This is a genomic window from Massilia sp. UYP32, from assembly GCF_050434365.1.
GTDB lineage: Bacteria > Pseudomonadota > Gammaproteobacteria > Burkholderiales > Burkholderiaceae_D > Telluria > Telluria timonae.
Genome location: NZ_JBNDIK010000003.1, coordinates 126422 through 152949, shown reverse-complemented (window position 1 = coordinate 152949; position 26528 = coordinate 126422). Strand labels below are relative to the sequence as shown.

The window sequence follows — 26528 nt, the reverse complement described above, 5'->3', positions numbered from 1 at the left end:
CACGTGAAGCATGATCGCAGCAGGCTCCCTGTTGCGCCACCGGTCTCGAGACCGAATGGTTCTCGTCAATGACAATTTTCAGACGCGAGCCGACGCCCCGGCCCGGCTCGATGTCCAACCAACTACCCAGGAATCGCAGGAATGACCATCCTCGTGACGGGCGGAGCGGGCTTTATCGGCTCGAACTTCGTCATCGACTGGCTGGCGCAGCATGACGAGTCAGTCATCAATCTCGATAAGCTGACCTATGCCGGCAATCTGCAGAATCTTGCCAGCCTCGAAGGCAATCCACGCCACCACTTCGTGCGCGGCGACATCGGCGATGGCGCCCTGGTGGCGCGCCTGCTGGCAGAACATCAGGTTCGCGCAGTATTGAACTTCGCGGCCGAAAGCCACGTCGACCGCTCGATCGAAGGGCCGGGCGCTTTCATCCAGACCAATATCGTCGGCACCTTCAATCTGCTGGAAGCGGTGAGGGCGTACTGGAGCGGGCTGGAGGCAGATGCGCGTTCGGCATTCCGTTTCCTGCACGTGTCCACCGACGAAGTCTATGGCTCGCTGTCGAGCGAAGCGCCAGCCTTCAACGAGCAGAACCGCTACGAGCCAAACAGCCCGTACTCGGCCAGCAAGGCGGCGTCGGACCACCTGGTGCGCGCCTATCATCACACCTACGGCTTGCCGGTACTGACGACCAACTGCTCGAACAACTACGGTCCCTACCACTTCCCGGAGAAGCTGATCCCGCTGGTGATCCATAACGCCCTGGCTGGCAAGCCGCTGCCGATCTACGGTGACGGCCAACAGATCCGCGACTGGCTGTATGTGACCGACCATTGCAGCGCCATTCGCCGCGTGCTGGCCGATGGTCAGCTGGGCGAGACCTATAACGTGGGCGGCTGCAACGAGAAAGCCAATATCGACGTGGTGCGCACGCTGTGCGCCATACTCGACGAGTTGCGCCCGCGCGCCGATGGCGCTTCCTACGCGACCCAGATGACCTTCGTGAAGGACCGCCCGGGACATGATCGCCGCTATGCGATCGACGCCGGGAAGCTCGAACGCGAGCTGGGTTGGCGTCCGGCCGAGACGTTCGAAACCGGCATCCGCAAGACCGTCGAGTGGTATCTGGCGAACGGGGAATGGGTGCACAACGTCACCAACGGCGGCTATCGTGAGTGGATCGATCGCCAATATGCGGAAGGGCGCACCGGCACATGAAGATCCTTTTGCTCGGCAAGGACGGCCAGGTTGGCTGGGAACTGCAGCGCGCGCTGGCGCCGCTGGGCGAGCTGCGCGCCTGCGGCCGCGCCGAGGCCGATTTCAGCGATCCCGAATCGCTGCGCGGCCTGGTTCGCGGCTTCGCGCCCGATATCATCGTCAACGCCGCTGCGTACACGGCGGTCGACAAGGCGGAAAGCGACGAGGTGGCCGCGCGGACCTGCAACGCCGTGGCGCCTGGCGTGCTGGCAGAGGAAGCCGCTGCCTGCGGCGCCTGGCTGGTGCACTATTCGACCGACTATGTGTTCGACGGATCGAAAGAGGGCGCGTGGGCCGAGACCGACGCCGTCCATCCGCTGTCGGTGTATGGCCAGACCAAGGTCGACGGCGAGGAACGGATCCGCGCGAGCGGCGCCATGCACCTGATCTTGCGCACCAGCTGGGTATTCGCTCCGCGCGGCGGCAATTTTGCCAAGACCATGCTGCGCCTGGCAAAGGAGCGCGACGCCCTGAGCGTGGTCGCCGACCAGCATGGCGCGCCGACCGGCGCCGAACTGCTGGCCGATGCCACGGCGCTGGCGCTGCATCGCATCGCGGCGCTGGGGGCCGACGCGCGCCGCCTGTCCGGCACCTATCACGTCGCCGCAAGCGGCAGCACCACCTGGCATGCGTATGCCAGACATGTGCTGGCGCAGGCGCAGGCGCATGGCGCGGTGTTGAAAGTGGCGCCGGATGCCGTGCAGCCGATCGCTACCAGCGCATTTCCGACGCCGGCCATGCGACCGGCGAACTCGCGCCTGGATTGCAGCAAGTTTTGCGCGAGTTTCGGATTGGTGCTGCCCGACTGGCGCCACCACGTGAACCGCATGATCGCCGAGTTGTCGGCGCAAGGAAACCTATGAGCGAACCCGTGAAACGCAAGGGCATCATCCTGGCCGGCGGCAGCGGCACCCGGCTGCATCCGGCGACGCTGGCGATCTCGAAGCAGCTCCTACCGGTATTCGACAAGCCGATGATCTACTATCCGCTGAGCACGCTGATGCTGGGCGGGATCCGCGACATCCTGATCATCTCGACGCCGCAGGACACGCCGCGCTTCCAGCAACTGCTGGGCGACGGTGCGCGCTGGGGCCTGAACCTGTCGTACGCCGAGCAGGCGTCGCCGGACGGCCTGGCGCAGGCTTTCCTGATCGGCGAACGCTTTATCGGCGATATGCCGTCGGCACTGGTCCTGGGCGATAACCTGTTTTATGGGCATAACCTCCATACCTTGCTCGACCGCGCGAACGCCCGTACCGATTGCGCCAGCGTCTTCGCCTATCATGTCCAGGATCCCGAACGGTATGGCGTGATCGAATTCGATCGCGAAGGAAAGGCCGTGAGCCTGGAAGAGAAGCCAGCCGTGCCGCGCTCGAACTACGCGGTCACGGGGCTGTACTTCTACGACGAGAACGTGGCGCGGCTGGCGCGCACGCTCAAGCCGTCCGCGCGCGGCGAGCTCGAGATTACGGACCTGAACCGCCTTTACATGGAAATGGGCAAGCTGCACGTCGAGATCATGGGCCGCGGCTATGCCTGGCTCGATACCGGCACCCACGAGTCGCTGCTCGATGCGAGCCAGTTCATCGCGACGATCGAGCACCGGCAAGGCCTGAAAGTGGCATGTCCGGAAGAGATCGCCTACCGCAAGGGCTGGATCGACGCCGCCCAGCTCGAGATGCTGGCGGACCCCATGAAAAAGAACGGCTACGGCCAATACCTGTTGCGTGTTTTGAAAGAAACGGTGTTTTGATGCAGATTACCCGCTTGGCCATTCCCGACGTCCTGCGTATCGAACCTCGCGTGTTCGGTGACGAACGCGGATTCTTTTACGAGAGCTTTCACCAGGGCCGGTTCGAGGAAGCGATCGGCCGGCAAGTCACCTTCGTGCAGGACAACCATTCGAAATCGGCGCACAACGTGCTGCGCGGCCTGCATTACCAGATCCGGCAGCCGCAGGGCAAGCTGGTGCGCGTCGTCGCTGGCAGCGTGTTCGACGTGGCGGTGGACTTGCGCCGCTCGTCGCCGACGTTCGGGCAGTGGGTGGGTGAGGTCCTGAGCGCGGAGAACAAGGCGCAGATGTGGGTGCCGGAAGGGTTTGCGCACGGCTTCCTTGTGCTATCGGCGTCAGCTGAGTTTGTCTATAAAACGACTGACTACTACGCGCCAGAGCACGAACGCTGCATTGCATGGGATGATCCTACCCTTGGCATCGTATGGCCGAGGCAACAGCCGATTCTCTCTGCTAAGGATAGGAATGGTCAGGCATTCGTAACGGCACAAGTTTTTGAATAATAGGCGGGTGCCAATTCTATCATGTTAATCTTAAGTTCTTGTGCAAGCGGTTCCTTTATTAATAGTGTTGTGAAAACAATGAGAATTCCGAATTATTTTTGAGGCGTCCTCGTCACTTAATATCGGAATACTCGCTTTCATCCCATCTGTGGCCAAATGAGCTATTAGGTATTCGCCAGTCTGCACCATAGGTTTTTCTTAGATATTCCATTATATTATTTGGCATGGGGGAATTAACTCCGAGAAAATCCATTATTGCGGCTGGGAAGATATCATGAGTTTTATATGCATTGCGTCTGGATGGGTAAAATGAAACGTTCTCACCTTCAATTAGCCCAGCAAATATATCCAGCTGAAATCCATTTTTGAAGTAAACCCATCGATGTGAGAAGAAGTTGCCCTCTACTTTATATCCGTGTGATCTTAGATTCTTCTCAATTAGTCCGAGTGCTACAGTTAAAGAGGGAGTTGTTTCTTTATCAAACCCAACGATTAAATCAAGATCGTCATCGTGATCAATGAAATCTCCCTTTCGAACATATCCCAGTGCTGCGCCAAAGCCGAACGCTACTTTTGCCCCTATACTTTCTAGATTCTCTGAAACTGTTTTTCCAAAACGCAAATACTCCTTCTTCTCTTCGATACTCCAGTATCGAAAAGACCGCTTCAATCCATGAATGGTAAACTCTAAATTGTAGAGCTGAGCAATCTTATTTAAATCATGGCGATAAGGTCGGAAGACTTGGTTGGTGCTAAACGTTTCAGAAGCTGCACTCACATTCCAACGTGCTATGTTTATCAAAAGTTCTGCGATTTTTTCGTACTGAGCGTCGAGCTGTCCAACAATATTTAAGTACTGTTGAAGAAGCCATCTTTCGGCCTCTGTTACTCGTGCCACCGCATCATACAGAGTTATAGCTTCGCCGGAATCTAGAATACAAATGATCCGAAGAGTTCTCGATCGCTTCGCATATTTGTCATTTCTATTCGAAAGCTGAAGGAATGCCGACGAGATAGGTTCAGGAAAAGTAACTTCTGCCCAAGGGGTTTCGTCTTGGTCAGTATGGAAACCAATGAAATTTGCACCATTTACAAATGCTTTCTCGGTCAGATAATTCTCCGCGCCGTTGAAGCATGAGCTGGTGCGTATTTCGGCTGTTCCGATATCAATTTTTTCAAAATTATCGGCACCACCTCTAAACATTTGCATGTCTTTAAGGTGGAGATATTCTTTTTCCTGCAGCTCAAAACGTATAGAGGATATCTTCTGGGGCGGGAGCGGGAATGTGAGTTTATCTTTTGACCATGCAAGATCTGGAAAAATGTTTGGCCAGGAATTGCATACCTTTTCGAAGAATTGTTGAACGCTCATATTATGGGCGCTTGAAAATGACTCGAGCTACGTATGCGTCATCATTTTTGTATTTGGCGTATCCAAATCCCTCAACGAAATATTCGACAGTGAGACCTATTTTGCACCCGGCAGTTATCACCGAAATGGGGTCAATGTACCGGCGATAGTGCGCCGATGTGACTTTGGGTAGATCGCGATCGCGGATGGTTCTAAATTCTAAGGCTACGATATCTCCAGGGCAGCTGCAGAGCGCAGTAACGATATTAAAAAATTCTTGTTCTTGCTCTGCAGTGATGGCATGAAGGAAAAAGCGACTATAAAGGATAACCGGCATGTCGCTTTGCTTATGCTCAGTTAACTTTTGTGGTAGGCGCTCGTCCTCCACTAACGCGTGTATAAAACGAGCCTGTCTTCCAAGTCGGTCGGTAAGTGCACTTGCGGCATGTACTGCTGCTTCTGAACCGTCAACGCCGATGACATTAGAGGAATACTGAGAGAAAAACACTGTGTCTCGCCCGTTTCCGCAACCGAGATCAAAAATCTGAGTATTGTTTCCGTACTCTGCTGCAATGAAAGCGGCAAATTGGGATGGAGGTGGGGTAGCACCGTGTTGGTTTTGATAGTAATTTTCCCAATGATCCTTAGTCATATCTGTCTTTATCCTTCTTAATCAAGTTAACTAACTGGCTGAAAGGAGTTGGCAACCTCCCAATTCCGAGATATAGCTGTCGCGATAGCATTATTTGCCATTGTACCTAAGTCGATTTTTCCATAAATAATATCCTGAATTATCTGTGTGGCGGATCTGAGACTATAGTTCTTAAGTGTAAATCCTGAAATCGTGTGCTCAATGAGCTCATTAATTGCACCGACTTCGGTAGTGAGCGGAACACAGCCCAGACGCATTGCCTCGATTGCAGTGAGTGGGAGACCCTCCCAATGCGACGGCATGAAAATTATGTCTGCCCAAAGATAATGTTCCGAAATTTGGCTCGCGTCATATGCGGGTGGTGCACTGCAATTGGCTAGGACCTCTTTATTACGTATATTTTCTGAGGATTTGTCGAGCACATTTCCACCAACAAAGCGCCATTCAACGGGCAGCGAACAGTTCTTAGTGTGGGCAGCTAGTTCTAATGCGCGCTCAAGACCTTTTTGTCCATCGAATCTACCAATAAATAATATTCTTAGATCTCTACTTATTGAAAAATATTGTTTTCTTTCATGGAGTGCTAAAAGTGCATCTGGATGAATCGGATATCCTGGGCCATTTGGAATAGGTATGATCTTGCTTTCAGGAACCCCCATTCCATGCAACCAGTCTGCCATTTGATTCGAGCATGTCAGGAAATAATCATATGCGTGTTCGTAAGCTAGGCCCAGATACGAGTGACCGACAGGTCGGCCATATGCGGTAAGGTCAGTCACATGCAGGTAGTTAGCAGTTTTCACTCCAAAACGCCGTAACTGTCCCATAGCGCCGGAAGCCATCGCGCTGTGGCTATTGATCACGAGATCCATGCTCGCTAACAAGCCATATAATCGGCTTAAATCATTCTTTTCGGCTCTGCTATCATTGTTAGTACCATAATAGGATTGGCCGTCCCAGTTGGTGCAAGTGCCAGAATCCAAGAAGATAATGCTATCGACAAAACCGTACTCTTTTTTATTGATAACAGCATGGCTATCATCCATTATTACAAATGTAATACGCCATCCGTTGGATGCCATCTCGCGAGCGACATTGAGTGCAACTTTTTCAACGCCACCGAATTTCAGCAGTGGAACGAGAAAGGCCACATCGCGTTGTTCGCCGTCGCTAACACGAGGGTAAAGTGTGGCAGAAATTTGGCATGCTTCTCGAGCGCGAGTAAATCCATCAAATTGGGAAGGAATTCCCGCGTCTTTCCACAGCCAGCGATTTTGATTTCCCTTAGAAGAGCTTGACTCTCTCAGCTGAGTATAACGTCTCAATAGACCACTTACTGCACCGCGGTATTGCCGATGATCTTGGGGGATTTCGAGTTGAAGCGCTAAGTCGAAAACTTGCATTTCAGGAGTCATGGTGGATAACGATGACAACCACTTTGCGCTTGTATCAACAACCGCACTATGTAAGATTCTCGAAGAGATCATCGCAATGTCTGCGTATCTCTGACCACCAGAATAATGTTGAGACGAACTACTGATTCCGATTGTTTTTGCGTTAAGTGTTTTGGCAACTGTTGCGAGCGCGATAGGGGTGCCTCGAGTAACTGCATCTTCTAACCGCCAGAGAGTCCAATGCAGCAATCCGTTTCTCTCAAGTAAATCTAAAGTACGTTGACTTGACGTTACGACAAAGCTAGGCAGCTTGTTTCTTGCTGGCGCCATCGTCGTGGCCCACCACATATCCTCAAACTCGTCAATAGAGATTTCCCTATTTGGATGGCGCGGATCAGTGGCGAATACAACTTTGTTTGTATCCTCTAGGATAATCGAGTAGCGAGGCAATTCGTCGTTTTCAGTTTGGAGGACCGATTTTTTCTTATAAAGTCGCGAATGCTTCCTTCTCATGTATGAAAGAATTTCTTCACTGTCTCGATTCGAGTCAGCAAGCATGCTTTCTGCACGTTTCCTATACATAAAACCGAAAGATGGGCAGTGGGATCCGGATTCGCCAGCTTCGAGTGCGGAAAGCCAGAAATCCCAATCTTCAAATCCTAACTTCATGTTTTCATCAAAGCGCACGCCCTTCGCTAGTAACTGCTGGCTGACCATGCTGCCGGCTTCACAAATATTTCTACCAAGGTGAGTGAGTTTGCAATACTCTCCCGAAAAATCGCCATACCAAGGATAGCCGAACATGTCAATGTCCGGATATACCCACCCGGTAAATCCTCTTGCGGCCAATGCGTCATAGCCGTGCTGCATCGCCTTTGGGTGAAGCCGGTTGTCGGCATCGAGAAAATATACACCTTTAAGGCTCTTCCAAGTATTAACTGCGTAGTCGATACCGGCGTTGCGTGCAGAGCTCAATCCACCGTTAGGTTTTTTAATATAGACAATTTTTTCTGGACGAGTTATTGCATAACTGCTGCAAACCAGATCCGTTTCGACATAAGGACATCCGTCGTTAATGATGACGATTCGATAGTCGAAATTTGTGATCTGTTGCAAACCGGATTCTATCGCCTCGGCAACTAAGACGCTGTGTTTGAAAACCGGAAGGATAATTGCAATTTCAATCTTTTGTGTCGACGTCATCAAGCAGTCTCCACAGTTTCAGAGAAAAATTCTAGATCTTGGAATGTTGCCCATGCATTTTCTATCGATGCACCAGGGGGGAGCTTGGTCATCAATAAGATATGTTGGGATTCTATCAATGGTCTCGTCATCAAATGTACTGACGCTTCCATTCCTGCTTTAACCACATGCCACCCCGAGAATCCAGTAAGTGATTGTGGGTTTTCAAAAACCTTCATGATATTCGAAAAATCAGTATTCTTAGGAACAAGCGCTATGCTGTAACAAATATCACTTGCGTCTTTATTCTCTGTTTTAACTGATGCGGAAATTCTTGCCACTTCCTTTGGGCAATCAACGGAAAGCAGTGCAATCGTTACACCTTCGGCTGGAGGATGCACGAGGAGGCGTGAGCCCCCGTCAAGAGGTTGAACAAGCTGAGCTGTGGTAGGGCCGTTCCCGCTAACCAAAACAGTTGCTTGAAATGTGCTTTTATATTTCGCACGCATCAATTTCTTCGGTTTTGGAGAATTTGGATAAAAAGCATCTAGCATGGTGGGCATTCGAAGCCCAGGAAGATAGGAAACGCAGCGGAATGCCAATGAACGCAACGGCGGAGTATCGTTTGAGTTGAATTTTAAACGATAATCGTTCATCGGTTGGTGCCAGGATAAAGCAGTGCCGGGCATTAAACCTTCAGATGCAGGCTGCCAATTGATTTGTAAGAGCAGCGATTCTGATGGGTTATTAGGGGTTTCGGATAGCGAGAATAGATTCCACCCCTCTCGCAGGTGCGAAAATTCAACCGTCCAAATTCCAAGAACCGTCTCCGATTCACGTGTGGTTACTGAAATAGTAATGTGCCCAGAAACTTTCCTTTCTGGGACTGCGAAAAAAATTTCTATGCCAGAAAATCCCTGCGAAGAAACTGGCAAGACTTGTGAAGCTGAAACTGGAGCTGCAGTGAAATCTTCTGGATAATAATATGCGGTCTGATCTGCGGAGAAGGATATCCGGCTAGCAGCCGGTGCATGATGGAGGATGTAGTTTTCCAGAGATGAAAAAGCTAATTGTGTTCTCTCGTGTGCTTGTCGTGTTGCAATCAACGAACGCTGCAATTTTACTACTTCGCCAGCAAAGCGTGCCGCTAAGTATTGTAATTGTTCTTGAATCCAGATTGCTAATAATTTGCTCGAATTGCTTAATGGCTGATTTTTAGCTAGGCAAAGGTTATGTGCGCAACTAACTGGTAGTTTTGGAATGAGTTTCTCAAATGCTTCGTTTGAATGGTTTTCCCATGTTACCCGTCCGAGAATTAGGTGCGAGATTGTGAGTAAAAAACCAACGTCGAGTTTTTCGCCATTCACCATCTCAAGTTCAATTTTTTCGTTCTCGTTTTTAATGAACACTATCTTTATGAAGCTTGCGAGCTCCATATCTATAAAACGGTTTTTTTCAGTCGACAGAGCGAGCAAGTAATAATCAGGACTGTTCATGGCTTGGGTTATCTATTTTCCGGTTCAGCTAGTGTTGATTTAATTTTTATAATGCAAATTTGAGCAATTTTTCGACATGCTATTTAAAAACTGAGTCTGGTAAGCGGGGGGTGCGATATCTTGGTGGGATCGCCAATCCACCGAATGCGTGGCTATTGGGGTCAAGATTTAGACTGGGGTGATAAATTGGGTCTTGCGCTAAAATTTGTCCCCATTTGCTGCGAAGGGAATCCACTTCCCGCTGCGCACGCGCCTTTTTCTGGGGCGTATCCTCATTCCCCCGACTAGCCGACTCCGCATGCAACAGCTTTGCATACGGAGTCCAAATAATTGCCTTTCCTGCCGCACGTATCTTCAAGCACAGATCGACATCGTTGAACGCGACCGGAAATGTACTCGGATCCATCCCACCGAGATCAAGAAAATCTTGACGACGCAAGAACAGGCATGCGGCCGTACATCCGCTAACCTGTTGCACTAGCTGATTCCGTCCATGATCGCCCCAATCCGCATTAGCCAGTCGATTGCCGAAATGCCCTGCCACATTTCCTACACCGAGCAGGATACCGCCATGTTGCACCATGCCGTTTGGCCACAGTAACTTTGCGCCCACCGCGCCAACGCCGGGACGCAATAGCTGCGCTATGAGTTCTTCGAGCCATCCCTCGTGCAGTGCTTCGATGTCGTTATTAACGAGGCCAACGATTTCGCCGCTGGCCAGCGCGATTGCTCGATTGTTTAGGTCGGCATAATTGAACGGCCCTGGCATCGGCAGAATGCGTACGCCCTGTTGCGCGACCTCGGCAAAATAAGTATGCGTTTCTTCCTCCTGCGAGCCATTGTCGATCACGATAATCTCGAGCTTTGGCCATGCAGTGAACTGTCGAATAGTGCTTATACAACGCTGAAGCAAATCGACCCGGTCGCGGGTGGGAATCACTAGGCTGACGGTCATTTCGCGCGCGCGCTCCGGTAGCGGATGGACCACGCGCCGTGCGGCGTGCGTCACGCCCGGCGGCAGCTTGTCTAGCTCAGCGATCCGCGCCTGCGGTTCTACTGCTAGCAGGGCGCGCGAAGCAGCGGCGAAGCGCGCGCTACGTTCGTCCTCGCTCAGCGGCGACAGCATCTTATATAACACGCGTGGAACGTGGACCGTGCTCGTCGCACCCTGCGACCACACCGACGCTAATGCGGACCATGCGAAATCGGCAGGCGTATGTACTTTCTGCAGGCCGTGCGCCACGTCACGGCGAACCAACAGCAGGTCAAGCGGATAATCACTAGCCAGCGCATAGTCGGGATTCCACGCCGGCTTGAACCAGGGCGTACTGTTAGTTTCGCTATCGGTATAAACCACCTGCGCCTGCGGCAGCGCGAATCCTTCCAACGCCCAAGCCAGTGCGTGCGGTGCCAGAGTGTCTCCAGCACGCACGGAGCAGACCACATCGCAATTTGATTCCAGCGCCTGCGCCAGCAAGGCCGCGAAAGGCTGGCCGGAGAAAGCTTGTACGGCCATGCCGTGCTGCGACTGCAAGCTGGCCAACGTGCGCTCCATCGCCGTCGCATCTCCAGCGCCGGTCACGATCACGGCCGTCGTCAGTGTCGGCAGGGTGTCCGGCCCTTCGCGATCGAAACGTGCCGACCACTCCGGCCAGGCCGACATGGGAAGACTGCGCGGCAGGTGGCGCTGATAGATATCCGCCACTTTCAGCAGCAGTTCGTCGGCATCGTCCGGCAGCAAGCCCACCAGGCCATCCATCGAGCAGCAGATCGTCAATGGGCTGCCGTTCAACGGTCGTCCCTCGTCATCGACCACGCGCACGCTATGCACGGCGCCATCCGCCAGCGACGCTGGCAGGGCCAGGTCGAAGCCATGCGCGCCGTCGACATAGCCGCGCATCGACGGATGGATGATGTTGGCGGCGGCTTGCGCCACCATCTCGTTGCCGACGAAGGCGCGCACCGTCACGGTTCGTTTCTGGTCGGCCGGATCGAGCGCCCAGCCATGCAGGCGCAGCCCGCCGTCTCCGACGACGGTATTCATGGCGGCTACCGGCGGGGCTTTCGATTCCTCCAGCCGGAAGCCGCCCGCCAGCGTGAGCTCGGTGTTAGCCACGCGTGCCGAGATCACGCCGCCAGACGACGGCAGGAGCGCGCCGAGATCGGCCACGAAGCCGTGGCAAAGGTCCGGGGCGCCCAACGCTTCCAGCTGCTCAGCTAGATCGGTGCGCGCCACATCAGCGAGGATGCAGGCGACCGGCACATCGTCGCGGCAGATTTCAACGATCACGCGCGCGTCGGGACGAGTGCGATCAAAGGCCCAACCGTACACCAGCTGTTTATAAATGCCATCGAGCGCGCCATGCCAACGCGCGGCGCCGACAGTCGCCTCATCAAGAATTTCGGATTCGTTTTTCATTCAGGGAAAGCAGGTATCAGGCGGCCTTGGCGCCTGCGTTGCGGGTAAGCCAGTCGTTCAGCCAGGCGGCGGCATGAAAGCCGTCGTCGAGGAGCACGGGACGCAGCTTGGAAGGCAGGCCCGCAGGATTATCGGTCAGCACGGCGCGGCAACCGGCAACCTGGAGCAGGCGCGCATCGTCCAGCAGCGGCAGGGCGTCGCCCTCGAGTTCCGGCACGTGGTCGACCACGCCGGTGTGCACGAGCGCGTCGCTTGAGTCGCCAATGACCAGCAACCGCAACCGCAGCTGCGGACGGCTTGCAAGCATGCGCGCCAGCGCCAGCACTTGTCGCGCCGCTGGCGCCAGCGGATCGTGCCGCCAGACGGCAATGCGTTGCACCGATGAAGGCAGCGCCGGCAGCGTCGCCGGCAAGGGTTTCTTCGCCACGGTCTGCGGCAAGGCAGCGGTATGCTGGGCCGCATCGGCCTTGCGCAGCCATCCAGCCGCGCGCGACTGTGCAAGCGCATCGCGGAATTGAAGGCGTGCACCGGCCAACGGATCGCCGCGCTGGAACGCGGTAAATTCAGAGTAATAGTCGGGATAGCGCGCCACCACCACGCCCCGGTTCTGCGCCACGCGCAGCGACTTCTCGGCACGGAACGACACCGTGCCTTCGTGCGCTACGAACACGCCGGTGGCCTGCAGATGCCGCCAGCCGGCCGCGCGGGCGCGCATGCACCAATCGACTTCTTCGCCATAGCCGCGGATCAGCGCGGTGCCGTCGAGCATGCCGATGGCGTCGAGCACCGTGCGCCGGATCAGCATCGTGAAACCGCAGCAGGACGGCAGCTCGATGTCGGCGCCACCCGGAGCGGCGCGCACCTCGGCCGCCACCTGGTCGAGCAGCGCGAGTTCGCGCGTGTCAGGCGCAGGCGCGGCCTGGCTCATCACCGGGAAGCTGCTGATCTCGCCGTTATTGGTCCATGGCGTCACGGAGGCGACGTCAGTCGTCGCATACAGCGCGCGCGCCAGGCGGTCGATCCAGTCGCCATGCACCTGGGTGTCGGCGTTGAGCAGCAACACGTCATGGTCCGGGTGGGCGCGCATGCCGCGGTTGACCGTTTCGATGAAGCCGAGGTTGCAGGCATTGCGCAGCAGCGTGATGGCGCCGCTTGCTGCCTGCTTGTCGAGCCAGGCCGACAGCGCAGGTTCCGGACTGCAGTCGTCCACCACCACGATCCGGGCCGGCGTGCTGTTGAGCGGCAGGCTGGTCTTGACGCTCTCGATGCAGGCGCGCACCAGCGCCAGCTCGCGGTAGACGGGGATCACGACCGATACCGGCCGGATATCGGTATCGGCAGGATTGGTCGCGGCCGGCTGTGCACCGGCGCGAATGGTCGGCGTCTCGTAGAACGCCAGCGGCGAGCCGGGCAGCAGTTGCCGGCGTCCGTCGGGTTGCAGCAGGGTGATCGACCACACGGCGCCGGGGCGCGGCGGCGTCAAGCGCACGCGGGCGCCGTCGCCGGGCACCTCGAACTGGTATTGGGTGGTCTCGTCGGACAGCAGCAGGGTCGCGCGTGGCGCGCCATTGCCGAGGAAGACCATCGCCTCGATTGCGTCGTCGTTCTTCCAGCAAGCGCCGGTATGGGTGACGCCGGCCGCGCGCAGGATGGGCATCAGGCTTTCGTGGCGCCCCGCGCGGCAGCGCGCGGGCAGGAAGGCCGGGCCCAGGCTGGCGACGTCGGCGCGGCCGCCGTCCTTCAGCCAGGCCTGCAGCATGACGTCCTGCAGCAGGGGATTCTCCGCTTCACTCAGCCATGCGGCGTGCCAGGCGCGGGAGGCCATGAACGGATAGGCCGTTTGCAGGATCTTGGCGCGCAGGATGGCGGGAATGCGGTTCATGGGCAAGCGGCGGCATACGTATTCGGCGGCCAACAGCGCATCGGCGTGCTGGCCAGCCGTGAACAATTCCACAGCTCGCGTCAGAAGTGCATCGTCCCGCAGGCGGGACGTGCACGTAGAGAGGAAAAAGGGGGCAGGGCCCCCTTTTGGGTGTTGCATCGTGCTACTTAATTACACGGTTGGGTCGATGATGGTGACCGTACCGACGATCTCCACTTCGGCGCCGTCGACCGACGCTTCCGCGAACGCGGTTGCCACGTCAGCGCGCGAAGCACCGTCTTCCAGGCGATCCAGCCAGTAATCGGCGCCGGCTGCATCGGCTGGACGGCCGAACAGACCTGCGTACAGGGCGTCGACGAACTCGGCGTCGTCCTGGTCCTTGGCGGTGTACTCGGCCGACTCCAGGAAGCCCGAAGCGATCGTGTGCAGGGTGGTGGTACCATCGGCGTGGTCGTACCAGAACTCCAGACCGCCGGCGTCCGCGTTACGGCCCAGCAGTGCGTGGTACAGGTTGGCCACGGCTGCCTGCTTCTCGTTGGCAGCGAAGATCAGCACGTCGTCGCCATCCAGCTGGACGAAGTCGACGTCGCTCATGGTCACCGACACGCCGGTAGCGGCGTTGACGATGGTGGCTTTGCCGTCTTCGGTGGTGATGACGAAGTCTTCTTCGGCGCCCGCTGCCTGGACGACGGTCTTGTCGTTGCCCACGACGGTGCTGCTGCCTTCGGCTGCGATCACCAGGGTGTGGCCCGAACCTGCGACGACGGTGTCTTCGTCACCGGCGACCACTTGGGTGTTCACGCCATCGGCGATGGTGATGGTGTCGGCGCCTGCGGTGCCCACCACGACGCGCGCGATTTCTTCGCCGGCCACGGTCGCTGCCGACGAGTTGCCGGTTGCAGCTGGTGCTGGTGCGGTGCCGATGGTTGCGTCAACGCCGCCATTGCCCTGGAAGAAGATCGCAGGGACGTCACCGGTCACGGTGAGGGTGGTCTGCTGGGTAGGCGAGGTCTCGATGAACACGACATCGACGCCTGCTGCCGGGGTGATCGTGGCATTGTTGGCGGCGGTGACATTGTCAGCAACGACGGTGCCGCTTGCTGGCAGCAGGTCCAGAATGCTTGCAATGGTTTCATCGCTGAAGAATTGCGCCGAGGTAGCTTTCAGCTGGTTGCTGATCGCGGTGGCGTTGGTATCGTACATGTACTACTCCTAAGTAGGATCAAAATTCCCGGTAAGACCGGACGCTCCAGGCGCACAAGCACTGCCTGTGGACCTTGCTTGCGCACCCTAGATATCGTGGGCCCGTCGTGACAGGGGCGGCTCCCGATGCAATACTGCAACGGGAAATCGATACAAATCGAAGAGTTCGGCACGAGCTTCGCCGGCATTGCCATGGGCTAAGTTGAGAGCGTTATCAATACAGGCCAACAACCTTGGCCCCACCGATTCACGGAGTTTCCATGATGCAGTGCGCAATCGTCGGGGATTCTACATGGATCGTTCTTCGACAAAACTCTCCGATTGTTTCACGCCCATAAAATGTGTTCAATTGCGCACAATGTATTTACGCAAAAATGAAACAAAATTACGAACAGATACATGTACTATACCAATAGTATTCCTTTTTTGAAACATTTTCCGGCAAAATTGATGCCGTGCCGCATCGATATTGTTTGGATCACTATCGATCATGCCGGCCGGAAGCGCTCGTGTCAGCCACGGTCGTTCGCATCACGCTGCGGCCGCGGCGGCAACTGGATCGCTGCCAGCGCCCCATACAGCGGCGGGCCGAGCACGCGCGACACCGTGCTCGCCACGACCGCGCAAGCCATCAGGCTCAGCACCATGCCATGCCCGTCGACCATCTCCATGACAATGATGAAGGCCGTCAGCGGCGCCTGGGTCGCCGCAGCGAGGAAGCCAACCATCCCCAGCGCGATCAGCGCCGGCGCATGCGGATAGCCGGTCAGCACGGCGATGTCATGGCCCAGGGCGGCGCCGATCGACAGCGATGGCGCGAAAATCCCGGCCGGCACCCCTGACCAGGCGGTCAGCCAGGTGGCCACGAACTTGAACAGGGCGAATGCGACCGGCACGCTGGCTTCGTTCTCGAGCAAGCCGCGGGTCGCCTCGTTGCCGCTGCCATAGGTGGCGCCCCCGCTGACGATGCCGATGATGGCGACCACGAGGCCGCAGCCGAGGGCGAAACGCACCGGGTAGCGGGCGCGCCAGCGGCTGGGCAGGTCGGGCGACGTTCCGCGCAGGCTGGCCAGCAGCAGCCGCGCGAACAGGCCGCCGGCGAAGCCGCACACCACGGCCGCCAGCAATCCCGGCCACAGCAGGGCCAGGCCGATCGGACCGGGGTGGATCACGCCGAAGTGGGGGCCGTTGCCGTGAACCGAGACGGCGATCAGGCCGGCCAGCACGATGCCGGCGACGATCAGGCCGCTGTTGCGCTGCTCGGGCGTGCGCGACAGCTCTTCGATCGCGAACATGATGCCCGCCAGCGGGGTGTTGAAGGCGGCGGCGATGCCGGCCGCGCCGCCCGCCACCAATAAAGAGTGCGCGCTGATGCCGCTGCGCCGCGGCAGCCAGCGCCGGGCCGACAGCATCACGCCGGCCGCGATCTGTACCGACGGGCCTTCGCGCCCCAGCGACAAGCCGCCCAGCAGGCCGGCCGAAGTCAGGCCGATCTTGGCCAGGCTCAGCTTGAGCGACACGAGGAGGGGACGGCGTCCGCCCGACAGCGCGGGATCGAGCGCCGCCATCACTTGCGGGATGCCGGAGCCGCCGGCGCCGCGCACATGACGGCGCGTCACCCAGACGATGGCGGCGCAGCACAGCGGCGTCCAGAGCAGCGGCGCCCACCATGCCATTTCATTGAGTTGCTGGAATTGTCCGAAGGCGGATTCGGCAAGCCAGGTGAAGGCCACCACGACCAGTCCGGCGATGGCGGCCATGCTGACCACGACGATCCGGGTGCGCCAGAGGTGGGGAGAAACGAATTCACGCCGGAAGGCGGAGCGCACATCGTGCGGAGAGGGTTCGGGCGCCATGATGGCCGGGAATTTATCGGAGCCATCATTATAAACATTTGGACGAATGTATTGCTGTTCGGCGTGCAATCAGGACGCCGGAAAATGTCGCCCGCCACTTTCCTGGCGGGGCGACACGCATGCTGGCATGCAGCCTGCTCAACTACCGTGGCCCGTCTCCCGGCGTTCCGGAACTCTCGGCGCCCTCGGCCAGCCGCTCGCTGATCTTGTCGTCGCTGGCACGTCCCACATAATCCTGCGTCGCCCGGTCGTAGTGGGTGCCCGGCGAGCCGCCGGTCGCCGCGCCGCCGATCGCCGACTGGCCGTTCTGCCTGTCTTCGGACTTGCCCAGCACGCCGCCGGGAATTGGCCCGGATGCATTGCCATGGCTGCTCTGCGCCGCGCCGGCCGGGCCGACATTGCTTTCAGGCGAAGCCTTGGCGAAATTGCTCTGGATACCGGATTGCCCGTTGCCCGAGCCGATGCTCGACGTGCCGCTCATGTCGTCGGTCACGAAGCCCGCATAGGAATCGGCGCGGCCCTGGCGCAGGCCCTGGTCCTGATCGTCCTGCTGGATGTCCTGCGGTTTTTTATCTTCCATGATGCTCTCCTTGGCACAGCTGACAAAATGAACATCTGGGTTCACCAGTCATCGTTCCCAATAGGAGGGCGGAGCGCCTGCGCGTAGGACTTTCCGTTCAATCGATCACAGCCAACGCCAGCTCGCATTCCTTGATGTCGGCGATCGGACCCAGGATGGCACCGTCGAAGACGCGGGGCGCCAGTTCGCGCTGCCACAATGTCGGCATGTCGGGATTGGCCAGCGCGCCGCGCCCCAGCGCCAGCACGTCGGCGCCGGCTGCGCGCACCTCGCCGGCACGCTGCACGTCATGCAGGCCGCCATTGGCGATGATCGCCACGCCAGGGGCATATTTGCGCGCCAGCGCCACCAGGCTGTCGCCGCCATCGGCGAAGGCCGGTTGCCACGCTTCGAATTCCGTGACGTGGATGAAGTCGGCCCCGGCCCGCGCCAGCGCGCCGAAGATCGCCTGCGCATCGGCCTCGCCGCCGGGCCACTTGCTGGTGAAATCGTTCACCTTGCCCTGAGAGATGCGAATGCCGACCGGGGTCTGGTCGCCCACGGCCGCCTTCACCGCGGCCAGCACCTCGGCCAGCAGACCGACGCGGCGCTCGACTGGGCCGCCCCAGCGGTCGGTGCGCAGATTGGTATGCGCGGTCAGGAACTGGTCAAGCAGGTAGCCGTTGGCGCCATGGATCTCGATGCCGTCGAAACCGGAGATGCGCACCGCGCGCACGGCACTATCGACGAATCCCTGCACGACCTGCGCGATCTCTTCCTCGCTGATCTCGTGCGGCACGGCATACTCGCCTTTGCCATGGTAAAAAGTCATCTGCTTACCCTTCGGCTGGACGGCCGATGGCGCCACGCCGTGGCTGCGGAAGCGGTTGCCCTGGCTGAGGGCGCCGGCATGCATCAGTTGGGCGAAGGTGAGGGCGCCCTGTTCGCGCAGCGCCTCCGTAATGGGCGCCCAGCCGCGCGCCTGCTCGTCGTCGGCCAGGCCGGGCTGGTTCAGGTAACCCTGCGAAAATGCCTGGTCGGTGTACAGGCCCTCGGTGATCACCAGCCCGAAGCCGCCGCGGGCGAAGCGCAGGTAATAGTCATGCATGGCCCGGGTCGGCGCGCCTTCCGGCGTCGCGGAAACGCGGGTCATCGGCGCCACGGCCAGCCGGTTGCGCAGCTTGGCGCCTTTTATATCGGTTGCGGATAGAATCGGGTTCAGGGAATCGCTCATGCTGGTCTTCGCTCGGTTGGTGTCGCTTGGCGACGATGAAGCCATGGTAGACGAGCGCCGACGGGCGATAAAGACGGGCCGGTGTGCAGCCGCTTTAACATATTCAGTTATAAACATGCAGATTTCGGATGTGCGCATCTTTCTTGCGGTGGCGGCCGGCGGCACCTTGTCGGCGGCCGCGCGCCAGCTCGGCATCGGCCCGATGCAGGCGTCGCGCCGCATCGCCGCGCTCGAGGCCGACCTCGGCGTGCGGCTGTTCCACCGCACCACGCGTTCGCTGGCGCTGACTGCCGAGGGCGAAGCCTTCGCGCCGTATGCGGCCACCCTGGCCGAGGCCGACGAGAGTGCGCGCGGCGCGCTGCGGCCCAGCGGCGCCCGCGCCTCCGGCCTGCTGCGCCTGACCGCGCCCAGCGTGTTCGGCCAGGCCATCGTGCTGCCATTATTGCCGTCCCTGCTCGAGCGCCATCCCGACCTGCGCGTCGACCTCGACCTGTCCGACCGGGTGCAGGACATCGTCGGCCAGGGCCTGGACCTGGCGTTGCGGGTGGCCACCCCGGGCGATTCGGAACTGGTGGCGCGGCGCCTGGCCGCCAATCCGCGCCTGCTGTGCGCCGCGCCGCGCTACCTGCGCGCGCACGGCACGCCCGCCACCCTGGCCGATCTCGAACACCACCAGTGCATCGGCCTGCATGCGGTGGCGCGCTGGCCCTTCATGGTGGACGGCAGCCTGCAGCGGCGGCGGGTCGACGCGCGCGTGCTCACCAGCAGCGTCGACGCCGCGCGCACCGCCGCCGTGCAGGGGCTCGGCTTGGCGATGCTGACGTTCTGGGACGTGCATGAACACCTGCGCGCCGGCAGCCTGGTGCGCGTCGCGCTGGAGGACGCGGCGATGGAAGAGCTGTCGGTGTGGGCCGTGACCCCGACCCGGCGCTACGTGCCGGAACGGGTCAAGGTGTTCCTGGGTGCGCTGGAGGAAGAGCTGGCCCGCCTGGGCGGCTAAGCGCCTATCCCGGTAGGTGGGAGTCGCTCCTGCCGCGCCTGGCAAGCGTGCGCTGCGTTGCTCGTCGTTGCATGGCTCGCCATGCGGCCTCCTCGCGCCTTGCTCACGCCCGCCATGCATCGGCATGAGCTTCCCCCCACCTACCGGGATAGGCGCTAAATCAGCCGGCCTGGCGCGGGCGCGCCGGCTGCAGTTGCGGCGCCAGCGCGATCACCTTGTCGCGGCCGGCCGACTTGGCCGCGTACAGCGCGGCGTCGGCGCGCGCCAGGGTCGCCTTGAACGGCTCGTCGGCCTGGGTCGCGGTCACGCCGATGCTCAGGGTCAGCGGGGCTTGTCCGCCATGGCGTTTCAGGGTGGCGGCCAGCTGGCGCAGCTCGGCCTGCAGCTTTTCGCCCACCGTGCAGGCCTGGGCCAGGGTGGTTTCGGGCAGCAGCACCGCGAACTCGTCGCCGCCCAGGCGCGCCATGCAGTCGGCCGCGCGCAGCGAGGCGCGGGCGCGTTCGGCCACCAGCTGCAGGGCGACGTCGCCGGCTTCGTGGCCGCCGCCGTCGTTGATTTCCTTGAAATGGTCGAGGTCGATCAGCATCAGGGCCAGCGGCTGGCCGTTGCGCCGGCTGCGCGCCAGCTCGCGCTCGGCGATGTCGAAGAAGGCCTTGCGCGACCAGGCGCCGGTCAGGTGGTCGTGGTTGGCGACGTACTCGGCCTGCTGCAGGATATAGCGGTGCATGGTCAACAGGCCGCCCAGCGTCAGCGCCGGCAGCGCCAGCGCGGCGGCGGTCAGGATCGCCAGGCTGGCGCTGCTCGGCTGCAGCAGCGAGCCGGGTGGTTCGGCCGCCAGCAGCAGCCAGGCCATGCGCACGGCGTGGCCCGCCACGACCAGGCCGCACATGAGCAGCACGAAGCGCTGCACCTTGTTCAGGGCGGCGGGCGCCAGCACGCTGCGCGCGATGTCGGCGCAGACGGCGGCCTGGAACAGCGAGGCGACGGCGCTGCGCGCGGCGAAGGAATCGAAGCGGTAGTGAAAGAGCGCGATCAGCAGGCCGACCGCACCCACCAGCAGCGCCAGCGGCGCGAGGCGCGCCGGCAGGCCGGCCAGCTGTCGGTAGCCGGCCGCCAGCGCGGCGCCGGCGCCGGCATAGGCCATGTTCGCCACTTCATAGGCCAGCAGCGGCGGCAGTTCGCGCCCGAAGGCGTACAGCAGATTGCCCACCAGGCCCAGCACGGCCGAGGCCAGCATGGCGCGCATGCCCCGCACGTTCTCCGATCCCGCGGCCAGCAGGGCCAGGAAGACGAGAAAGCAGAGCAGGGCGGCGATCAGGAAGATCTGCTGGGTGGCGAGCATGTGGACTGGCCTGTGCGCTGGAAGCGTTCAGATAGCAGGGAAATTTCGGTCGTTAGCGGCAAAACACGGTCGTTCCCGCGGAGGCGGGAACCCAAGGTCTTAGCGCAGCCACGGTAGGTTGAAGACTGCGGCAGCTCATGCATACTTGGGTTCCCGCCTCCGCGGGAACGACGTTTTGGTGTTCGTTGCCGATGGCGTGAGGCGGTATTATGCCCTTGAAAATTTGCCGGCGGGAATGTTTATGTCGGCTTTTCAGCCAACGACATACCGTTTCGATGCCCCCAGCCCCACGGTCTGGCCGCTGGCGCCGTAGATCGCGCCGGTCGGCGCATTGGTGGGGGTGCGCAGGGCGTTGAGCACGCCCTGGTTGTGCGCCAGTTGCTTGCTGATCAGCATGCCGTTGACGCGGTTGAGTTCTTTTGCTTCGCGGGCCACGTCCAGCATGCGTTCCCATTGTTCCCGCGCGCCGCCATCGTCGCTGGCGGCCAGCCATGGTCCCATGCCCGCTTCCGATCCCTCGCATCCGGCTGCCCGCAGCGCCGCGTGGCGCTGTTGCGACAGGCTCGACAGGCTGGCCAGCAGGGCGTTCTTCTGCGTGGTCAGGCTGGACAGTTCGTCGGCGTCGAGCGCGACCAGGGATTGCTGTTCCTGTTTCATCAATGCCACGAGGGCGTCGAGGTGCTGGTGTTCGGCTGCAATGGTCTGGGTCGGGCTCGGAGTCATGGTTTAGCGTTGTCTTGAATGGAGCAAGTCGCGTACGGTTTCTAGCAAGCCGTCCGCCACTTTCTCGGAGTTGACTTGGAACTGGCCATCGGCGATGGCCATCTTGATGCGTTCGACCTTCTTCGCGTCGAACACCTGCGCGCCGCCGCCCACCGCATTGGCCATCGCCTGGCCCTGCGAGGACAGCCGCACGCTGTCGGTCTGCGCCTGGGTCGTCGGCGCCGTCGTTGCGGCCTTGTCGGCGCCACGCGCGGTATTCGTCTGCGTGGTCGCCGGCTGGAGGCCGGGGTTGCCCTTGAGCGTATCGTTGATTTTCACAGCATCATCCTTCTCGGTTCGAAGCTACAAGCTCCGGGATCTGCTTGATGTAACGGCTGCGCCTTTACAAACTTTAGCGATCAATCACGATTTCGATGCCGCGAAAATCACATTTCTTTATAGAACTATTTCCACCATCCCGCCGTTGCGCGCCAGGCCGCTGACGACGGTGCCGGACTGGGTGCGCACCTGCACCACCTGGCCGTCGCTGGCGTTGTTGATCGCCTTCGCCTCGCTCGTCACCGAGAAGTTCGAACCGCGCGAAACCAGTCGTACCGCCTGGCCCTGCTTGATCACCTGCTGCGCGCGCAAGGTGTCCGTGCGCAGCGCGGTGCCGGCCGGCAGCGAGATGGTCGGGGTGCGGCCGATCGCCTGCGCGATGTCGGTGATGATGCCGTTCGGCATGGCGGCGATGTCGGCCTTCACCAGCACCAGCTGGCTTGCGTCCAGTGGCTGGCCCTGGGCCAGCGGCACGGCGGCGGCGACGTAGTCGGCCACCACGCTCACCTGCGCCTGCAGGTACAGCGACCAGGCGGGGGCGGTGCAGCGCACGCCCACCGTGGTCTTGCCCCAGGGGCGGGCGCCGGGTTGCAGGAAGGCCTCCGGCGCCGGGCAGGCTGGCAGGCTCAGGCGTGGGTCGACGCCGCCCACCTTCACCGTCACCTGGCCCGGCAGGCCGGCGCTCTGGGTCTTCAGGAACTGTTCGGCGACCGCGCGCACGCTTTCCGCCTTCTGGCGCCCGGCGCCGGATGTCTGTTGCGCCTGCGCGCCGCCGAACACGAGGGCGAGCAGCGAAAAGGCGACAAGTTGCTGTTTCATGGAGATTCCAGTTGATGGGAGATCGGAATGCTGCCATGTTAGGTCGAATGATTCCGTAGCGAAACATTGAATAGCAGGGGATTTCTACCTCCTTATCTGTCGATTGGCTTTTGGGTTGGGTCCGTATCATCGCTTCTGTCCGTTCTTCCAAACTTACGTAAAGCTAGTGCGTCTTGCCTTACGGTTGGATTTCTGCTTCGTTGGGGCTGGTTTCACCCTGTGTAACTAGGGCCAGAGCCTTCCCCTCCACAGACTGACACGGTGGAACTCACCGCCGTAGTTTAAGACTACGCAGATTTAGAGTAGTTCCAAGCTAACTATTACCACCTAGACCCGGAGGCAGCATGATCGGCAATCTCGACAACTACCTGCGTTTCAATGAAACCGCACTGTCCCTGCGCTCGCAGCGCCAGGAACTGCTGGCGTCGAACATCGCCAACGCCGACACGCCCAATTACAAGGCGCGCGACATCGACTTCGCCAGCGCCCTGCAGAATGCGATGGCGGGCGGCAAGAACGCCGGCGCGATGAACACCACCAATAACGGTCACATCCCGCGCGGCGCCGCCACCGGCGACACCCTGGCCAACGGCACGCCGGTGCTGTACCGCGGCGTGGTGCAGGGCAGCGTCGATGGCAATACCGTCGACATGGACGTCGAGCGCAACCAGTTCGCCGACAACGCGCTGCGCTACGAGGCCGGGATCATGATGATCAACAGCCAGCTGAAGGGCCTGATGACGGCGCTGCAGAGCCAATAAGGACTGACGATGTCGCTATTTAATATCTTCAATGTGTCGGGCTCGGCGATGAGCGCCCAGGCCCAGCGCCTGAACACCACCGCCAGCAACCTGGCCAATGCCGACAGCGCCACCTCGCCCACCGGCGAAGCCTACCGCGCCAAGGCGGTCGTGTTCGAGTCGGTGCCGACCGCCTCGGGCGCCACCGGCGTGCGCGTGCGCGAAGTGGTCGAAGACCCGTCGCCGCTCAAGCAGGTCTACGATCCCAAGCATCCGATGGCCGACGACAAGGGCTATGTAGCGATGCCTAATGTAAATGTGGTCGACGAGATGGTGAACATGCTGTCGGCCTCGCGCTCCTACCAGACCAACGTCGAAACCATGAACGCAGCCAAGACCATGCTGCTCAAGACCCTGACCATCGGCCAATAACCTTCCTATCTACCATGACCAGCCCGATCAGCTCCCAGAGCCCGACTTCGAATATCGCCGACCTGCAGGCGGCAATGAACGCCAAGGCCAAGACCGAGACCGACAGCGTCCAGGCCGACACCGACAAGTTCATGACCATGCTGGTCACCCAGCTCAAGAACCAGGATCCGCTCAGCCCGATGGACAACGCGCAGATGACCAGCCAGCTGGCCCAGCTGCAGACCGTGACCGGCGTGAACAAGCTCAACACGACCCTGGAGTCGCTCAAGGCCAGCTACCAGTCGACCGAGTCGCTGCAGGCCACCCAGCTGATCGGCAACGGCGTGCTGGTCGAGGGCGAAGACATCCTGCTGCACAAGAGCCAGGCGATCCTGGGCGTGGAGCTGGCAACCCCGGCCGACAAGGTGCAGGTCGTGGTCGTCGATTCCAAGACCGGCAAGGACGTGGCGTCGCTGGAACTGGGCGAGCAGGATGCCGGCATCGTGCCGATCGCCTGGGATGGCGTGCCGGACGCCACCAAGGTCGACGCCGACGGCAAGCCGATCGTGCTGCCCGACGGCGCCTACACCTTCCGCGTGATCGCCAGCCGCGGCGGTGAAGTCCTCAAGGATGCCAAGACCCTGTCCTTCGACAGCGTCGCCAGCGTCACCACCGGTGGCAAGGATGGCGTCAAGTTGAACCTGCCGGGCAAGGGCGCTGTCACCCTGGCCGATATCAAACAAGTCATGTAAGCCTAGCCGCTTACTCTACCCTTATTCAGGAGTACTACCATGTCTTTCCAACAAGGCTTGAGCGGCTTGAATGCTGCAGCTAAATCGCTCGACGTTATCGGCAACAATATCGCCAACGCCAGCACCGTGGGTTTCAAAGGGTCGACCACCCAGTTCGCCGACGTCTATGCGAGCGCGCTCAACGGCGCGGGCGGCACCCAGGCCGGTATCGGCGTCAAGGTCGCAGCCATTGCCCAGCAATTCACCCAAGGTAATATCGAAACCACGAACAATCCGCTCGACATCGCCATCAACGGTTCCGGTTTCTTCCGCGTCGAGCAGGCCGGCGTGGTGCAATATTCGCGCAACGGCCAGTTTTCGCTCGACAAGCAGGGCTATATCGTCAACCCCCAGGGCGCCAAGCTGACCGGTTACGGTCTCGGCGCCAACGGCCAGCTGGCCGCCGGCGCGCCGGTGCCGCTGCGCATCGACACCTCGGACCAGCCGCCGAAGGTCACCACCAAGGGCCTGATCCAGCTGCAGCTCGACTCGCGCTCCAGCGCGCCGGCCGACTTGGAGTTCGACCCGAGCGACCCGACCACCTACAACAAGCAGGTGCCGATGGCCGTGTATGACACGCTGGGCAATGCGCACACGCTGTCGACCTATTACGTGCGCGACAAGGACAATCCGGAAGTCTGGAATGTCTACGCGTCGAAGGACGGCACCGAACTGAACGCATTGGCAGCCGTCGGCGTGACCCAGACCGACGAAGCATCGGTCGAGGCAAACGCGACGTGGACCACCGCCAACAACGCGGTGCCGAAAGACGCGACCGCCGTTGCTGGCGCGGCGGCCGGGTATGCGCGCGCCGCCGCAGCAGCGATCGCGGCTAAGGCAGGTGAACTCGATGTGAAGTATGCGGCGTCGGGCAATGCCGCCGAGGTCAGCGCAGCCGCGCTCGCCGCAGCCGCGGTGCCGGGCGCGACCCCGGCCGACATCGATGCCGCGATCGCCAAGGAACTCAAGATGGAAGGGCAGAAAGTCGGCTCCCTGGTATTCAATACCAACGGCTCGCTGAACATGGCCGAAAGCGGCAACTCGGACGGCAAGAACGGCAAGTTCGACTTCGTCATCCCGGTGGTGCCGTCGACCGGCGCCGAGTCGGTGCTGAATGTGCAGATCGATTTCGCCGGCACCACCCAGTACGGCACCGCCACCAGCGAAAAACGCATCGAGCAGGATGGCTACAAGCCGGGCGCGCTGCAGCGCTTCACCACCGGCGCCGACGGCACCATCCTGGGCCAGTACAGCAACGGCCAGACCAAGGCGCTGGGCCAGGTCGTGCTGGCCAACTTCAGCAATCCGAATGGACTGGAACCGCTGGGCAATAATGCCTGGGCCGAGTCGGCCAACTCGGGCGTGCCGCTGATCGGCGTTGCCGGCACCGGCGGCATGGGCGTGATGCAATCGAACGCCACCGAGGCGTCGAGCGTCGACCTGACGGCCGAGCTGGTCAACATGATCACCGCGCAGCGCGTGTACCAGGCCAACTCGCAGACCATCAAGACGCAGGATTCGGTGATGCAGACGCTGGTCAACCTGCGTTAACGACTGGATATGCCGGCGGTGGGTAAACCACCGTCGCACCACCGCAACAAACA

The 26528-nt window shown here is 60.1% G+C and carries 23 protein-coding genes; 9 read left to right on the top strand and 14 right to left on the bottom strand.

Annotated elements, in window-relative coordinates; genetic code table 11:
- The first annotated feature begins 141 nt into the window (after positions 1–141).
- From rfbB to rfbC, 4 genes are read left to right on the top strand one after another with little or no spacing between them, the layout of a single operon-like run.
- Positions 142–1218 (top strand): dTDP-glucose 4,6-dehydratase, encoded by a 1077-nt coding sequence (rfbB, locus tag ABIB42_RS03535; protein WP_429247909.1) that lies wholly within the window; start codon positions 142–144, stop codon positions 1216–1218.
- Positions 1215–2120 carry a dTDP-4-dehydrorhamnose reductase gene (gene rfbD, locus ABIB42_RS03530; protein ID WP_429247908.1) on the top strand — a complete coding sequence of 302 codons (906 nt, stop codon included), beginning with the start codon at positions 1215–1217 and terminating at the stop codon, positions 2118–2120. Before rfbB ends, rfbD begins: the two co-directional genes overlap by 4 nt.
- Positions 2117–3010 (top strand): glucose-1-phosphate thymidylyltransferase RfbA, encoded by an 894-nt coding sequence (gene rfbA, locus ABIB42_RS03525; RefSeq protein WP_429247907.1) that lies wholly within the window; start codon positions 2117–2119, stop codon positions 3008–3010. Before rfbD ends, rfbA begins: the two co-directional genes overlap by 4 nt.
- The gene (gene rfbC, locus ABIB42_RS03520; protein ID WP_429247906.1) at positions 3010–3552 is read left to right on the top strand and encodes a dTDP-4-dehydrorhamnose 3,5-epimerase; all 543 of its coding nucleotides are present in this window, start codon (positions 3010–3012) and stop codon (positions 3550–3552) included. Before rfbA ends, rfbC begins: the two co-directional genes overlap by 1 nt.
- 112 nt (positions 3553–3664) lie before the next feature.
- Here the strand turns inward: rfbC and ABIB42_RS03515 are convergent, their stop codons facing one another.
- From ABIB42_RS03515 to ABIB42_RS03470, 10 genes are all read right to left on the bottom strand, one after another.
- On the bottom strand, positions 3665–4924 hold the full coding sequence (locus ABIB42_RS03515) for a hypothetical protein (RefSeq protein ID WP_429247905.1): 1260 nt from the start codon (positions 4922–4924) through the stop codon (positions 3665–3667).
- A gap of 1 nt (position 4925) precedes the next feature.
- Entirely contained in the window at positions 4926–5555 is a 630-nt protein-coding gene (locus ABIB42_RS03510; protein WP_429247904.1) for a class I SAM-dependent methyltransferase, read from the bottom strand.
- A 26-nt stretch (positions 5556–5581) separates the two neighbouring features.
- Complete coding sequence (locus ABIB42_RS03505) at positions 5582–8152, bottom strand: glycosyltransferase (RefSeq protein ID WP_429247926.1); 2571 nt, start codon at positions 8150–8152, stop codon at positions 5582–5584.
- The gene (locus ABIB42_RS03500; RefSeq protein ID WP_429247903.1) at positions 8152–9627 is read right to left on the bottom strand and encodes a DUF6212 domain-containing protein; all 1476 of its coding nucleotides are present in this window, start codon (positions 9625–9627) and stop codon (positions 8152–8154) included. The genes ABIB42_RS03505 and ABIB42_RS03500 overlap by 1 nt, the downstream gene beginning before the upstream one ends.
- 79 nt (positions 9628–9706) lie before the next feature.
- Positions 9707–12046 (bottom strand): glycosyltransferase, encoded by a 2340-nt coding sequence (locus ABIB42_RS03495; RefSeq protein WP_429247902.1) that lies wholly within the window; start codon positions 12044–12046, stop codon positions 9707–9709.
- Between the two features lie 16 nt (positions 12047–12062).
- Entirely contained in the window at positions 12063–13928 is a 1866-nt protein-coding gene (locus ABIB42_RS03490; RefSeq protein WP_429247901.1) for a glycosyltransferase family 2 protein, read from the bottom strand.
- A 171-nt stretch (positions 13929–14099) separates the two neighbouring features.
- Entirely contained in the window at positions 14100–15131 is a 1032-nt protein-coding gene (locus tag ABIB42_RS03485; RefSeq protein WP_312485324.1) for a DUF4214 domain-containing protein, read from the bottom strand.
- A 512-nt stretch (positions 15132–15643) separates the two neighbouring features.
- Complete coding sequence (locus tag ABIB42_RS03480; protein WP_429247900.1) at positions 15644–16987, bottom strand: chloride channel protein; 1344 nt, start codon at positions 16985–16987, stop codon at positions 15644–15646.
- A 142-nt stretch (positions 16988–17129) separates the two neighbouring features.
- On the bottom strand, positions 17130–17567 hold the full coding sequence (locus ABIB42_RS03475) for a hypothetical protein (RefSeq protein ID WP_219864990.1): 438 nt from the start codon (positions 17565–17567) through the stop codon (positions 17130–17132).
- Positions 17568–17664: 97 nt separating this feature from the next.
- The gene (locus ABIB42_RS03470) at positions 17665–18780 is read right to left on the bottom strand and encodes an NADH:flavin oxidoreductase (protein ID WP_273027703.1); all 1116 of its coding nucleotides are present in this window, start codon (positions 18778–18780) and stop codon (positions 17665–17667) included.
- A 115-nt stretch (positions 18781–18895) separates the two neighbouring features.
- On the opposite strand from ABIB42_RS03470, the gene ABIB42_RS03465 reads away from it, so the two are divergent.
- A complete protein-coding gene (locus ABIB42_RS03465; RefSeq protein WP_273027704.1) occupies positions 18896–19780 on the top strand; it encodes a LysR family transcriptional regulator in 885 nt (294 codons plus the stop codon).
- A 160-nt stretch (positions 19781–19940) separates the two neighbouring features.
- On the opposite strand, the gene ABIB42_RS03460 is transcribed toward ABIB42_RS03465, so the two are convergent.
- From ABIB42_RS03460 to flgA, 4 genes are all read right to left on the bottom strand, one after another.
- A complete protein-coding gene (locus tag ABIB42_RS03460) occupies positions 19941–21122 on the bottom strand; it encodes a GGDEF domain-containing protein (protein ID WP_273034755.1) in 1182 nt (393 codons plus the stop codon).
- Positions 21123–21374: 252 nt separating this feature from the next.
- A complete protein-coding gene (locus ABIB42_RS03455) occupies positions 21375–21845 on the bottom strand; it encodes a flagella synthesis protein FlgN (protein ID WP_071361646.1) in 471 nt (156 codons plus the stop codon).
- Positions 21846–21848: 3 nt separating this feature from the next.
- Positions 21849–22163: a flagellar biosynthesis anti-sigma factor FlgM gene (flgM, locus tag ABIB42_RS03450; RefSeq protein WP_005665849.1), complete on the bottom strand. Its 315-nt coding sequence runs from the start codon at positions 22161–22163 to the stop codon at positions 21849–21851.
- Positions 22164–22280: 117 nt separating this feature from the next.
- Complete coding sequence (gene flgA / locus ABIB42_RS03445) at positions 22281–22982, bottom strand: flagellar basal body P-ring formation chaperone FlgA (protein WP_184239033.1); 702 nt, start codon at positions 22980–22982, stop codon at positions 22281–22283.
- A 344-nt stretch (positions 22983–23326) separates the two neighbouring features.
- On the opposite strand from flgA, the gene flgB reads away from it, so the two are divergent.
- Genes flgB through ABIB42_RS03425 form a run of 4 tightly spaced genes read left to right on the top strand, consistent with a single transcriptional unit; the run spans position 23327 to position 26475 of the window.
- Positions 23327–23743, top strand: a complete 417-nt coding sequence (gene flgB / locus ABIB42_RS03440; RefSeq protein WP_071361649.1) for a flagellar basal body rod protein FlgB — start codon at positions 23327–23329, stop codon at positions 23741–23743.
- Positions 23744–23752: 9 nt separating this feature from the next.
- Positions 23753–24154 carry a flagellar basal body rod protein FlgC gene (flgC, locus tag ABIB42_RS03435; RefSeq protein ID WP_005665852.1) on the top strand — a complete coding sequence of 134 codons (402 nt, stop codon included), beginning with the start codon at positions 23753–23755 and terminating at the stop codon, positions 24152–24154.
- Between the two features lie 14 nt (positions 24155–24168).
- Positions 24169–24885, top strand: a complete 717-nt coding sequence (locus ABIB42_RS03430) for a flagellar hook assembly protein FlgD (protein ID WP_005665853.1) — start codon at positions 24169–24171, stop codon at positions 24883–24885.
- 39 nt (positions 24886–24924) lie between these two features.
- Positions 24925–26475: a flagellar hook protein FlgE gene (locus tag ABIB42_RS03425; RefSeq protein WP_429247899.1), complete on the top strand. Its 1551-nt coding sequence runs from the start codon at positions 24925–24927 to the stop codon at positions 26473–26475.
- The last annotated feature ends 53 nt before the right edge of the window (positions 26476–26528 follow it).

Coding starts and splice junctions, on each gene's coding strand:
- rfbB (WP_429247909.1), top strand. CDS start 142: ATGACCATCCTCGTGACGGGCGGAGCGGGCTTTATCGGCTCGAACTTC.
- rfbD (WP_429247908.1), top strand. CDS start 1,215: ATGAAGATCCTTTTGCTCGGCAAGGACGGCCAGGTTGGCTGGGAACTG.
- rfbA (WP_429247907.1), top strand. CDS start 2,117: ATGAGCGAACCCGTGAAACGCAAGGGCATCATCCTGGCCGGCGGCAGC.
- rfbC (WP_429247906.1), top strand. CDS start 3,010: ATGCAGATTACCCGCTTGGCCATTCCCGACGTCCTGCGTATCGAACCT.
- ABIB42_RS03515 (WP_429247905.1), bottom strand. CDS start 4,924: ATGAGCGTTCAACAATTCTTCGAAAAGGTATGCAATTCCTGGCCAAAC.
- ABIB42_RS03510 (WP_429247904.1), bottom strand. CDS start 5,555: ATGACTAAGGATCATTGGGAAAATTACTATCAAAACCAACACGGTGCT.
- ABIB42_RS03505 (WP_429247926.1), bottom strand. CDS start 8,152: ATGACGTCGACACAAAAGATTGAAATTGCAATTATCCTTCCGGTTTTC.
- ABIB42_RS03500 (WP_429247903.1), bottom strand. CDS start 9,627: ATGAACAGTCCTGATTATTACTTGCTCGCTCTGTCGACTGAAAAAAAC.
- ABIB42_RS03495 (WP_429247902.1), bottom strand. CDS start 12,046: ATGAAAAACGAATCCGAAATTCTTGATGAGGCGACTGTCGGCGCCGCG.
- ABIB42_RS03490 (WP_429247901.1), bottom strand. CDS start 13,928: ATGAACCGCATTCCCGCCATCCTGCGCGCCAAGATCCTGCAAACGGCC.
- ABIB42_RS03485 (WP_312485324.1), bottom strand. CDS start 15,131: ATGTACGATACCAACGCCACCGCGATCAGCAACCAGCTGAAAGCTACC.
- ABIB42_RS03480 (WP_429247900.1), bottom strand. CDS start 16,987: ATGGCGCCCGAACCCTCTCCGCACGATGTGCGCTCCGCCTTCCGGCGT.
- ABIB42_RS03475 (WP_219864990.1), bottom strand. CDS start 17,567: ATGGAAGATAAAAAACCGCAGGACATCCAGCAGGACGATCAGGACCAG.
- ABIB42_RS03470 (WP_273027703.1), bottom strand. CDS start 18,780: ATGAGCGATTCCCTGAACCCGATTCTATCCGCAACCGATATAAAAGGC.
- ABIB42_RS03465 (WP_273027704.1), top strand. CDS start 18,896: ATGCAGATTTCGGATGTGCGCATCTTTCTTGCGGTGGCGGCCGGCGGC.
- ABIB42_RS03460 (WP_273034755.1), bottom strand. CDS start 21,122: ATGCTCGCCACCCAGCAGATCTTCCTGATCGCCGCCCTGCTCTGCTTT.
- ABIB42_RS03455 (WP_071361646.1), bottom strand. CDS start 21,845: ATGACTCCGAGCCCGACCCAGACCATTGCAGCCGAACACCAGCACCTC.
- flgA (WP_184239033.1), bottom strand. CDS start 22,982: ATGAAACAGCAACTTGTCGCCTTTTCGCTGCTCGCCCTCGTGTTCGGC.
- flgB (WP_071361649.1), top strand. CDS start 23,327: ATGATCGGCAATCTCGACAACTACCTGCGTTTCAATGAAACCGCACTG.
- flgC (WP_005665852.1), top strand. CDS start 23,753: ATGTCGCTATTTAATATCTTCAATGTGTCGGGCTCGGCGATGAGCGCC.
- ABIB42_RS03430 (WP_005665853.1), top strand. CDS start 24,169: ATGACCAGCCCGATCAGCTCCCAGAGCCCGACTTCGAATATCGCCGAC.
- ABIB42_RS03425 (WP_429247899.1), top strand. CDS start 24,925: ATGTCTTTCCAACAAGGCTTGAGCGGCTTGAATGCTGCAGCTAAATCG.